Source organism: Lactobacillus sp. PSON (assembly GCF_052615405.1).
Map to the genome: position 1 here is coordinate 200,145 of NZ_JBQXFW010000008.1, position 11,986 is coordinate 212,130.

Genomic DNA, 11,986 nt, shown 5'->3' on the forward strand with positions numbered 1-11,986 from the left:
ATGACAAAAATTCATGAATTATCTGAAAATTTAACTAATCAAATAGCTGCAGGAGAAGTTATTGAACGTCCTGCTAGTGTTGTTAAAGAGCTTATTGAAAATTCAATTGATGCCGGTAGTACTCGACTTAGAATTGATTTTATTGATGCTGGTCTTAAACAAATTACTGTTCAAGATAATGGTTCAGGGATTGCACGTGATCAAATTGATTTAGCTTTTACTCGTCATGCAACAAGTAAAATTGATACAGAAAGAGATTTATTTAATGTTTCAACATTAGGATTTAGAGGAGAGGCTTTAGCGTCAATTTCAGCAGTTAGCCACGTTGAAATTTTAACTAGTACTGGAAATGAAGTTGGTACTAGAGCAAGATTTTCAGGTGGTTCAAAAGATAGCCAAGAAGATGCCGCTGCTAGAAAAGGAACTCAAATTACAGTTCAGGATTTATTCTTTAATACGCCAGCTAGATTAAAATATTTACGTAGTCCACGAACTGAAATTATGAAAATTGTCGATATTGTTAACCGAATTGCATTAGGCTATCCGCAAATTGCTATTACATTAACTAATTCTGGAAAAGTTTTGCTTAGAACTCCCGGAAATAAAAATTTGCAACAAACTATTGCCAACGTATATGGACGACATATTGCTGAAAAAATGGTGTCATTTGAAAAAAAGGATCATGATTTTAAAATTAGTGGTCTTTTATCTAAACCAGATTTAACTAGATCAAATCGTAATTTTATTTCTATTTTGCTTAATGGTCGCTATATTAAAAATTATCAGTTAGCTAATTCAGTAATGGATGGATATGGAGCAAAATTAACAAGTCGGCATTATCCAATAGCTATAGTTAATATTAAAGTTGATCCTTTATTGGTTGATGTGAATGTCCATCCAACTAAGCAAGAAGTTCGCCTTTCAAAAGAGAAAGAATTAAGTCGTTTGATTACTTCTGCAATTAGTGCTACTTTTATTCAAAAAAATGAAGAAAGTAATGCCTTTGATAATGTAACAATCAATCGTAAAAATACTTTGGTAGACCAGCTTAAGTTTAGTTTGAATAATAATGTTGTTAATACTAAACGGCCAAGCGAAGTTCATGAAAAAAAGCCAGCTAAAATTATTAAGCGCAATCCACGTTATGTTGATTTGAATCAAGTAAGAGAAGATAGTCGGTACATTTTGACTAAAACTTGGGATGAAAATGTACAAAAACAAGTTCAGCTTGCACCTTTTCCAGAAGAAAAGAATCATGAAGTTATTTCTGATGGGGATGAAGTTTTAGCTAATAATTTGCCACAATTAAGTTTTATTGGACAAAATAAGTCTTATATTATTGCTGAAGATGATGGAGATTTATATATAATCGATCAAGTAGCAGCAAGACGTAGATTAGCTTATGATGAATTACGTCAGCAGTTAGTTTCTGAGCAAGTATTTCAGCAAACTTTACTAACACCTATCGTTTTAGAATTTAGTAATCTTGATTTTTTGCAGATTAAAGCTAAAATTTCTGAATTAAATAAAATTGGAATTAATTTAGAAAATTTTGGACAAGATAGTTTTATTGTGAGATCTTATCCAACTTGGATAGGCGATAATATTGAAGAAAATTTACGTAAAATTTTAGATAATTACTTAAATTATGCGAAGGGTGATTTTACTAAATTTTTAAATAAAATTGCAATTTTAGAAGCTAAAGAGCAAATTAAAGGAAGAAAAAAGATATCCGATGCAAAAGCTAAAGAGATCTTACAAGCTCTGCGTAAAGCATCTGAACCTTTCCATGATGAAGAAGGAAACTTGATTATTGTTAAAATGCCAGCGCGAGAGTTAAGCAAAATGTTTAAAAAGGACAAGTAATTATGTATGAATATTTAGAAGGTGTAATAACTTTAATTATGCCAAATTATATTGTTGTAGATGTTAATGGAATTGGATATAAAGTATACAGTCCAACTCCATTTGCATATGAACAAGGAAAAAAGGCTAAAGTATACATTGAACAAAAATTCAGTGATAATACTGGTTTAACTTTATATGGCTTTGAGAGTGAAGATGCTAAAGGATTATTTTTAAAGTTGCTTAGTGTTAGTGGAATTGGGCCAAAATCTGCTTTAGCAATTATGGCAGCTGAAGATAGTAAGTCACTTGCAGAAGCAATTGAACAAGGTGAAGTAAAGTATTTAACTCGTTTTCCAGGCGTTGGTAAAAAGACTGCTTCACAAATCGTACTTGATTTAAAGGGTAAGTTGGGCGATTATGTTCAGCGTCTTGATCAAGAACATAATGAAGAGGTTTCTCCAGCTTTAAATGATGCATTATTAGCATTGATAGCTTTAGGTTATACTAAAAAAGAAGTTAATAAAATTACTCCTAAATTAGAACAAGCTGATGCTGATAGTGCAGACGAATACATTAAGTATGGACTCTCATTATTATTAAAAAAATAAATCTGTTACAATAAAAATGATTAATAAAACTTAGATGAGGAAGTGAATAGATTGATAAATAAAGATGACTCAGTTGTATCAGGCGAATTAGAAAATACTAATGAAGAAGCTATGGAATTATCGCTTCGTCCACAAAGATTGAGTCAATATTTAGGACAAAAACGTGTTAAAAATGAAATGTCCATTTATATTAAAGCTGCACTTAAACGAGATGAAGCACTTGACCATGTTTTGCTTTATGGACCGCCTGGATTAGGTAAGACTACTTTAGCTTTTGTAATTGCTAATGAGCTTGGTGTGAATTTAAAAAGTACAAGCGGTCCTGCCATTGAAAAAGCTGGCGATTTAGTGGCCCTTTTGTCAGATCTTGATCCTGGGGATGTTTTATTTATTGATGAAATTCATCGGTTAGCAAAACCAGTTGAAGAAATCCTTTATTCAGCAATGGAGGATTATTATATTGATATTGTAATTGGTGAAGGACAGACAACTCATGCCGTTCACGTTCCACTTCCACCATTTACCTTAATTGGGGCAACTACGCTGGCAGGTCAATTGTCTGCTCCATTGAGAGATCGGTTTGGAATAGTTGAACATATGCAATACTATAGTGTTGATGAATTAGAAAAAATCGTTCAACGTTCAAGTGAGGTTTTTAATACTCATATTGCTCCTGAAGCTGCTCATGAATTAGCAAGACGTTCTCGTGGAACTCCTCGTGTAGCCAATCGATTATTAAAGCGTGTGCGTGATTTTGCCCAAGTAAAAGATGAAGATACAATTTCCTTAGAAACTACTAATCATGCATTGAAACAATTGCAAGTTGATGATGAGGGACTGGATTTAACTGATCGTAAGATTTTAAAAACCATGATTAAAGGATATAATGGTGGTCCAGTTGGAATCAGAACTTTAGCTGCAAATATTGGTGAAGATATGGAAACAATTGAATCTTTATATGAACCATATTTATTACAGCATGGCTTTATTTTGTTGACACCGCGAGGAAGAATGGTAACTGAGAAAGCATATGCTCAATTAAATTTACCAATTCCTAATGAAGATTAGTGAAAAAGCGATTATATTTTTGTATAATTATATTAATGTACATTTTAGATAGAAAATTTTAATGAGGTGAAACAATTGAATACTTTATTTTTAGCTGCTAATGGTGGTATGCAAAGTAATAATGTAATGATGATTATTCTTTTTATTGTTTTAATTGGATTTACTTACTTTGGTATGATTCGTCCACAAAAAAAGCAACAACAAAAGCGTATGGAAATGATGGATCACTTAAAAAAGGGTGATCGAGTTGTTTTGGTAGATGGCTTACACGCAAAAATTGATTCAATCAACACTAAAGATCAAACCGTAGTAGTTGATGCAGATGGTATTTACTTAACTTTTAGCAGAATGGCTGTTAGACAAATTCTTCCATCTGTTGATTCTGAAAAAGAAGAAAAGCCAGTAGTTGATACTGCTAAAGATGAAGAAAAAAAGGCTGAAGAAAAAACTGAAAAAGAAGAAAATTCTAATTCAGATGCAACTAATAACGTAGATGATTCCAAAGAATAAAAAAGGTGTTCGTTTGAACACTTTTTTATTTTTTCTAAATTGTTGCTTGTTGTAAAATAAACTTAATAATTGTAAAGGTAGAAAAGGGGAATCTAAATGAAAAATATTCCTGTAGTTATGGTTATTTTTGGTGGTAGTGGTGATTTAGCTCACCGTAAACTTTATCCTGCTTTGTATAATCTTTATGAACAGGGCCTTATTCATGATAATTTTGCAGTTATTGGAACTGCACGCAGACCATGGTCACATGAATATTTGCGTAGCCAAGTTAGTGACGCAATTCATGAAACTCATGATAAAGTTGATGAAAATGAAGTAAAGAACTTTACTAGCCATTTTTATTACCAATCTCATGATGTAACTAATGTAGAACATTATGAAACTTTGAAAAAACTGGCTCAAGACCTTGATGAACATTATAATGCTCAAGGTAATCGTCTCTTTTACATGGCAATGGCACCGAGATTCTTTGGTACAATTGCTACTCATATTAATGATCAACATTTAACTGGTAATGGTTTTAATAGAATTGTCGTTGAAAAGCCATTTGGACGTGATTTGGCATCAGCTGAAGAATTAAATAAGCAAATTACAGCTTCATTTAAAGAGGATGATATTTTTAGAATCGATCACTATCTTGGTAAAGAGATGATTCAAAATATTATTCCCCTTCGTTTTAGTAATTGGATTTTTAAAAATTCTTGGAATAAAGAAAATATTAAAAATATTCAAGTTACACTTGCAGAACGCTTAGGTGTTGAAGCACGTGGTGGATATTATGAAACTTCTGGTGCACTTAGAGATATGGTTCAAAATCATATTTTCCAAGTTATTACACTTTTAGCAATGCCAGAGCCTGAAAGTTTGAAAGATAATGATATTCACAAAGCTAAGCAAGAATTGCTGGATAGTTTAATTATTCCTAATGAAGAAGAAATCAAAAAGCATTTTGTACGTGGTCAATATGCAGGTAGTGATACAACTTTTGCTTATAAAAAAGAACCAAATGTTGATGAAAACTCTACTACTGAAACTTTTGCAGCAGGATTAGTTAAATTTAAGAAAGGTCCAGTAGCTGATGTTCCAATTTACTTTAGAACTGGTAAAGAATTTAAAGAAAAGAAGAATCGAATTGATATAGTTTTCAAAAATTGCCATAGTCTTTATGGACAAGTCAAGCATGATGTATTAACAATTGAATTCGATCCAACTAGTTCGATTACTTTGACAATCAATGGTAAAAAAATCACAGGTGAAGGACTAAGACAAGAAAACTTAACTTATGCCTTTTCTAAGGAAGAAATGGCACAAGTACCAGATGGTTATGAAAGATTGCTTCATGATGTATTTGTTAATGATTCGACTAACTTTACACACTGGGGCGAGCTTAAGCGCTATTGGCAATTTATTGATGCAATTGAAGATGCTTGGCAAAAAGAAAATGAAAAGGGTCAAGCAAATATTGCCCAATATCCGCCTTATAGAATGGGACCAAAAGAAGCAAATAATATCTTTGAGTCACCAACTGAACATTGGATTTATGAATAACTCTGAAAATTTATTACCTAAACAAGACATCCATCGTCGGATAATTCATCTGGACATGGATGCCTTTTATGCTTCAGTTGAAATGAGAGATAATCCTAGTCTAAAAAATAAAGCACTGGTTATAGCACATGATCCGCGAAAACATAATGGTCATGGGGTAATAACTACGGCAAATTATATTGCAAGACGTTATGGAGTTGGCAGTGCGATGCCTGCTATCAAAGCAGTAAAGAAAATTCCTCAAGATAAGTTAGTATTTGTAGAACCTAATTTTCAAAAATATCGTGCAGTTTCAAAACAAGTTCATGATATTATGCATGAAATAACAGATATTGTGGAACCTATATCTTTAGATGAAGCTTATTTAGATGTTACTAAAAATAAGCTTGGTTCTTATACTGCAATTGAATTAGGAAATTATATGCAAGCTGAAATTTATAAAAGAACAGGCTTAACATGTTCTTTTGGAGCTACTTATAATAAATTTTTAGCTAAAATGGCTTCTGAATATGCTAAGCCATTTGGCAAAACCGTTATCTTGCCTGAAGAAGCACTAGATTTTTTGGCTAAACAAGATATTAAAAACTTCCCTGGTGTTGGAAAGAAAACTCAAAATTCATTGCGAGAATTAGGAATTAATACTGGTAAAGACTTGCAAGAAAAAAGTGTTGAGTTTTTAATAGGAAAATTTAAAAAATGGGGTTATTCTTTAGCAATGCACTCTCGCGGGATTGACTTAAGTCCAGTTAAAAGTGATAGAGTTAGAAAATCAATCGGAAAAGAAAGAACTTTTGAGCCAAGTATTTTTAATCAGCAAAAAGCATTAACTAATCTTAGAAAATATAGTGATGAAGTTAGTAAAATTTTGATTGAAAAAAATCTATCTGCTAAATGTATTGTTCTAAAAGTGCGGGATAGCAACTTTAACACTGTTACAAGGAGAAGAATGTTAAAGCAAGCAACAAGAAATGAAAAAATAATTTTTCAAGAAGCGCGGGATTTGTTTTTAGCGTTACCCGAATTTTTGGATAGAGGAATTAGATTGCTAGGGGTTTCAACAACGAATTTAGAACAAACACATTATGCAGAAGTTAATTTGTTTGATACACTTTAAAGAAGTTTTTCTGGTAAACTAGAGAGTGATTATTAAAAGCGAGGAGAAATTAATATGAGTTCATTTGATGATATTTATGAAAAAATCTTACAATATCCAACAATTATTTTGCACCGTCATACTAGTCCTGATCCAGATGCAATTGGTTCACAAGCAGGACTTGCTCGCAGTTTAAGCGAAAAGTTCCCAGAAAAAAAGATTTTATGTGCTGGTGAAAATGATGAAGGCGATTTAGCTTGGATTAACCATATGGATGAAGTAAAGGCAGAAGATTATCAAGGTGCCTTGGTTATTACTACTGATACCGCAAATACTCCAAGAATTGCTAATAAACTCTATGATCAAGGTGATTTCTTAATTAAAATTGACCATCACCCTGATGTGGATCCATATGCAGATATGAGTTATGTTGACCCAGATGCTCCAGCTGCTTGCCAAATTATTGTTGATTTTATTAATGCAGAAAATTTGCCAATGAATAAAGAAATTGCATATCCACTTTATGCTGGTATTGTTGGCGACACTGGTCGTTTTATGTATCCAGAAACTTCTGCACATACTTTTGAAGTAGTAGCTCAACTTGCCAAAACTGGCATTGATATTACTGAAATTGCTCGTAATATTAGTGATGTTACTTTTGCCCAAGCTAAACTTCAAGCTGCAGTTCTTGACTACATGACAGTTGATCCAAGTGGTGCAGCATATGCAGTTCTTACTCAAGATGAACTGAAGAAGTTGGGTGTTAATTTTGAACAAACATCTGTAACTGTTTCAACCCCAGGTAGAATTAAAGATATTATTGCTTGGAATGTCTTTGTTCAAAAAGCAGATGGCACTTATCGTGTTCACTACCGTTCAAAGGGTCCTGTAATTAATCATTTAGCAGAAAAACATGACGGTGGAGGTCATGCATTAGCTAGTGGTGCGAATGCTAAGGATATGGATGAAGTTAAGCAAATTTTTGCTGAATTAGTTGATGTAACAAAGAGATATAAAGAAGAAAATGAATAATATTTTTACAGATTCAAGAATTAGACCAGAACTTCAAACAGCTCTGGAAAAAATTAATTTTAAAAAGCCAACCAAAGTTCAAGAAAAAGTTATTCCAACTCTTTTGTCAGATGTTAATGTCGTTGTTCAAGCTGCAACTGGTTCTGGTAAAACTCACTCATATTTGGTACCAGTTTTAAATAAAATAGACGAAAATTCTGACTATGTTCAAGCGATTATCACTGCACCAAGTCGAGAATTAGCCGATCAGCTTTACAAGGTAGCTAGACAACTAAGAGATGCTTCTGGACTTAATATTTCAATTGCTCACTTAGCAGGTGGAACTGATCGTGAGCGTCAACTTGAAAAAATCGCTAACAAAAAGCCGCAATTAATTATTGCAACTCCAGGACGTTTACTTGATTTTGTACAAAAGAAAATCTTTGCCGTAGATCAAGTAAAAGTATTTGTAATTGATGAAGCTGATATGACCTTAGATATGGGATTTTTGGCAGATATTGATCAAGTAGCAAATAAATTACCTAAAAATGTCTTATTTGCTGCATTTTCTGCAACTATTCCAGTTAAACTTTCTAACTTCTTGCGTAAGTATATGGCTCATCCAGATGAAATTGTAATTGATAATCCAGCAGTTATTGCGCCTACTATTAAAAATGATTTATTAGATGTAGGTGCGAAAAATAAAAAGTCAATTTTATATAAATTGCTAACTATGGGTCAGCCATATTTGGCGCTTGTTTTTGCAAACACTAAGCAAAAAGTAGACGAAATTACAAAATATTTACAAGATCAAGGCATGAAAGTTGCTAAGATTCATGGTGGAATTACTGAACGTGAACGTAAACGTACTTTAAGACAAGTTGAACAAGGACAGTTCCAATATGTAGTTGCAAGTGACTTGGCAGCACGTGGTCTTGATATTGATGGAGTTAGTCTGGTTGTTAATTACGAAGTTCCTAGAGACTTGGAATTTGTAATTCATAGAATTGGTCGTACAGGTAGAAATGGATTATCAGGACATGCAATTACTTTGATTCGTGAAGAAGAAATGAATCGAATTGCAGAACTTGAAAAAATGGGAGTTCATTTTGATTTTGTAGAAATCAAGAATAATGAATTAGTTCCTCGTAAGCACTATCGAAGACGTGATAATCGTGAAGCTAAAAATAGAAAGCTTGATACTAAGCTTGTAGGTTTGGTGAAAAAGCAAAAACGTAAGCGTAAGCCTGGCTACAAAAAGAAAATTAAGCGTGCAATTCAAGAAGACAACCGTCAAAAGCGTAAACTTGAACAACGACATGAAATTAGAAAGGCTAAGCGTCAAAGAAAGCGTAAGCGCGAACAAGGACGTTGACAAAGCTTCAACTTGTAGTATAATTTTTCTCAGCTTAAGATATATTTTTTAAATAGTTATTTCAAAGAGAGGACTGCTTGGTGAGAATGTCTAGTAACGTTTAAAAAATGCTCCTTTAAGTTTTGAATTGAAGATAATAAAGAGGTAACAAGCACTGTTGCAAACAAGGTGGTACCGCGCTTTGGGCGTCCTTGCATTAAGCAACAGTGTTTTTTATTTTTGTAAAATGGGAGATAAAAATTCATGAAGAAACTAAATAGTTCAGAGTTTCGCCAAATGTTCTTAGATTTCTTTAAGGACCATGGCCACATGATTATGCCAAGTGCATCACTTATTCCGCAAGATGATCCAACACTTCTTTGGATCAACTCAGGTGTTGCAACTATGAAAAAGTATTTTGATGGTTCAGTAGTTCCTAAGAATCATAGAATTACTTCTTCACAAAAATCAATTAGAACTAACGATATTGAAAATGTTGGTAAGACTGCTCGTCACCAAACTTTCTTTGAAATGCTTGGTAACTTTTCAGTAGGAGACTACTTTAGAGATCAAGCAATTCCTTGGGCATGGGAATTTTTGACAAGTCCTGAATGGCTTGACCTTGATAAGGAAAAACTTTACTGTACTGTTTATCCAAAAGATAAAGATTCAAAGGAAGTTTGGATTAAAGCAGGGATGCCAAAGGACCATATTGTAGAATTGGAAGATAACTTCTGGGATATTGGTGAAGGTCCATGTGGTCCTGATACTGAAATTTTCTATGATCGTGGTCAAGAAAACAACGATGTTGCAGAAGATGATCCAGAGAACTTCCCAGGTGGTGAAAATGCTCGCTACCTTGAAATTTGGAACATTGTATTTTCACAATACAACCACTTGCCAAATGGTCAATATGTAGATCAACCACATAAGAATATTGATACGGGTATGGGACTTGAACGTGTTCTTTCAATTTTACAAGATGCACCAACTAACTTTGAAACTGACCTATTTTTACCAATTATTCATGCAACTGAAGAAATGACTGATGGTAAGAAATATGGTGAAAACAAGGAAGATACAACTGCATTTAAGATTATTGCTGACCATGTTCGTGCAGTAAGTTTTGCAATTGCAGATGGTGCTCTTCCATCAAATTCAGGACGTGGTTATGTATTACGTCGTCTTATCCGTCGTGCTGATCTTAACGGACAACGTTTAGGAATTAAGGGTGCCTTTCTTTACAAGTTAGTTCCAGTAGTTGGTAAAATTATGCAAAGCCACTATCCAGAAATTGTTGACCAACAAGGCTTTATTGCAAATGTTATCCAAAACGAAGAAGAAAGATTTGGCGCAACTCTTGACAGTGGTTTAACTTTGCTTGATGATTTAATTGAAAAGGCTAAGAAGTCTGAAGATAAGACTATTTCAGGTAAAGATGCATTTAAGTTGTTTGACACTTATGGCTTCCCTTATGAATTAACATTTGAATCCGCACAAGATGAAGGATTAACTGTTGATAAAGATGGTTTTGATGCTGAAATGCAAGCTCAAAAAGACCGTGCTAGAAAAGCCCGTGGTGATCTTCAATCTATGGGTAAGCAAGATGAAACTTTGATGAACTTAAAAGATAAGTCAGAGTTTGAATATGGTGTTTATGAAGAACCACATGCTAAACTTATTGATATTATTGTTGATGATAAGTTAGTTGATAAAGCAGAAAGTGAACAAGCAACTTTAGTCTTTGATAAGACGCCATTTTATGCTGAACGTGGTGGTCAAGTTGCTGACCATGGTGACATTTATAATAAAGATGGTGAATTAGTAGCTAAAGTTACTGATGTTCAACATGCACCAAATGATCAAAACTTACACTTTGTTGATGTAATTTTGCCACTTGAAAAAGGTGAAGAGTACACTCTTAAAATTGATCGTGAACGTCGTGAAGGACTTCGTCACTCTCACACTGCAACTCACCTTTTGCATTCAGCACTTCGTCAAATTTTAGGTGAACATACTCACCAAGCCGGTAGTTTAGTTGAACCTGATTACTTAAGATTTGACTTTACTGCAATGGATCCAATGACCCCACGTGAACTTAAGTCAGTTGAAGAACTAGTTAACCAAAAGATTTGGGAAGCAATTCAAGTTAAAACTACTATTACTGATCCAGAAACTGGACGTAAGATGGGAGCTTTAGCATTATTTAATGGTAAATATGGTGATAAAGTTCGTGTTGTTCAAATTTCTGACTTTTCAACTGAATTTTGTGGTGGTACCCACTGTGATAATACTAGCCAAATTGGTATCTTTAAGATTACTTCAGAATCTGCAATTGGTGCTGGTATGCGTAGAATTGAAGCTGTAACTTCAAAGAAGGCATATGAATACCTAGCAAATCGTTCAAATATGCTTGATGACATTCAAGAAAAAGTTAAAGCAACAAAACCAGAAAATATTATGGACAAGATTGCTTCACTTGAAACTGATTTACATGATAGTCAAAAACAAGTTGAAGAATTAAATAAGACTATTAATCAGGCTAAGTCAAAAGATTTATTCAATGATATTAAACAAGCTGGCGATTTAACTGTAATTGCAGAAATTGCGGATGTTGATGGTATGAAAGACTTGCGTGAACTTGCTGATAACTGGAAGAGCCAAAATAAATCAGACGTTTTAGTTCTTGCTGCAGAAAGTAATGGCAAAGCAAATATGATTATTAGCTTGAATGACAAGGCGCTAGATAAGGGTCTTAAAGCTGGTAACTTAATTAAGACTGCTGCTCCAATCTTTGGCGGTGGTGGTGGTGGTCGTCCTAACATGGCTCAAGCTGGTGGTAAAAAGCCAGAAGGCTTAAAGGATGCCATCGAAGTAGTCCTTGATGAAATTTCAAAGAATTAATTAATTGAGTTTAGGCTTTTTTTCAAGTAAAATTGGAACAGG

At 33.6% G+C, this 11,986-nt stretch carries 9 protein-coding genes; all 9 read left to right on the forward strand.

Going from position 1 to position 11,986, the window contains the following annotated elements:
• The 9 genes from mutL (at position 1) to alaS (ending at position 11,944) form a co-directional block, all read left to right on the forward strand.
• Positions 1 to 1,866 carry a DNA mismatch repair endonuclease MutL gene (mutL, locus tag ACTHPI_RS08600; protein ID WP_445353726.1) on the forward strand — a complete coding sequence of 622 codons (1,866 nt, stop codon included), beginning with the start codon at positions 1 to 3 and terminating at the stop codon, positions 1,864 to 1,866.
• A 2-nt stretch (positions 1,867 to 1,868) separates the two neighbouring features.
• On the forward strand, positions 1,869 to 2,456 hold the full coding sequence (ruvA, locus tag ACTHPI_RS08605; protein WP_445353727.1) for a Holliday junction branch migration protein RuvA: 588 nt from the start codon (positions 1,869 to 1,871) through the stop codon (positions 2,454 to 2,456).
• A 51-nt stretch (positions 2,457 to 2,507) separates the two neighbouring features.
• Positions 2,508 to 3,524, forward strand: a complete 1,017-nt coding sequence (gene ruvB, locus ACTHPI_RS08610) for a Holliday junction branch migration DNA helicase RuvB (protein ID WP_445353728.1) — start codon at positions 2,508 to 2,510, stop codon at positions 3,522 to 3,524.
• A 75-nt stretch (positions 3,525 to 3,599) separates the two neighbouring features.
• Positions 3,600 to 4,034, forward strand: coding sequence for a preprotein translocase subunit YajC (yajC, locus tag ACTHPI_RS08615; RefSeq protein ID WP_445353729.1), 435 nt, complete (start codon positions 3,600 to 3,602; stop codon positions 4,032 to 4,034).
• 96 nt (positions 4,035 to 4,130) lie between these two features.
• Complete coding sequence (gene zwf, locus ACTHPI_RS08620; RefSeq protein ID WP_445353730.1) at positions 4,131 to 5,582, forward strand: glucose-6-phosphate dehydrogenase; 1,452 nt, start codon at positions 4,131 to 4,133, stop codon at positions 5,580 to 5,582.
• The gene (dinB, locus tag ACTHPI_RS08625) at positions 5,575 to 6,696 is read left to right on the forward strand and encodes a DNA polymerase IV (protein ID WP_445353731.1); all 1,122 of its coding nucleotides are present in this window, start codon (positions 5,575 to 5,577) and stop codon (positions 6,694 to 6,696) included. The genes zwf and dinB overlap by 8 nt, the downstream gene beginning before the upstream one ends.
• Before the next feature lie 54 nt (positions 6,697 to 6,750).
• Positions 6,751 to 7,707: a DHH family phosphoesterase gene (locus tag ACTHPI_RS08630; protein ID WP_445353732.1), complete on the forward strand. Its 957-nt coding sequence runs from the start codon at positions 6,751 to 6,753 to the stop codon at positions 7,705 to 7,707.
• Positions 7,700 to 9,061 carry a DEAD/DEAH box helicase gene (locus ACTHPI_RS08635; RefSeq protein WP_445353733.1) on the forward strand — a complete coding sequence of 454 codons (1,362 nt, stop codon included), beginning with the start codon at positions 7,700 to 7,702 and terminating at the stop codon, positions 9,059 to 9,061. Before ACTHPI_RS08630 ends, ACTHPI_RS08635 begins: the two co-directional genes overlap by 8 nt.
• Before the next feature lie 243 nt (positions 9,062 to 9,304).
• Positions 9,305 to 11,944 carry an alanine--tRNA ligase gene (gene alaS, locus ACTHPI_RS08640; protein WP_445353734.1) on the forward strand — a complete coding sequence of 880 codons (2,640 nt, stop codon included), beginning with the start codon at positions 9,305 to 9,307 and terminating at the stop codon, positions 11,942 to 11,944.
• The last annotated feature ends 42 nt before the right edge of the window (positions 11,945 to 11,986 follow it).

Bases quoted from the DNA above. Each gene is read 5' to 3' on its own strand.
- mutL (WP_445353726.1), top strand. From the start codon at position 1: ATGACAAAAATTCATGAATTATCTGAAAATTTAACTAATCAAATAGCT.
- ruvA (WP_445353727.1), top strand. From the start codon at position 1,869: ATGTATGAATATTTAGAAGGTGTAATAACTTTAATTATGCCAAATTAT.
- dinB (WP_445353731.1), top strand. From the start codon at position 5,575: ATGAATAACTCTGAAAATTTATTACCTAAACAAGACATCCATCGTCGG.
- zwf (WP_445353730.1), top strand. From the start codon at position 4,131: ATGAAAAATATTCCTGTAGTTATGGTTATTTTTGGTGGTAGTGGTGAT.
- alaS (WP_445353734.1), top strand. From the start codon at position 9,305: ATGAAGAAACTAAATAGTTCAGAGTTTCGCCAAATGTTCTTAGATTTC.
- ACTHPI_RS08630 (WP_445353732.1), top strand. From the start codon at position 6,751: ATGAGTTCATTTGATGATATTTATGAAAAAATCTTACAATATCCAACA.
- ACTHPI_RS08635 (WP_445353733.1), top strand. From the start codon at position 7,700: ATGAATAATATTTTTACAGATTCAAGAATTAGACCAGAACTTCAAACA.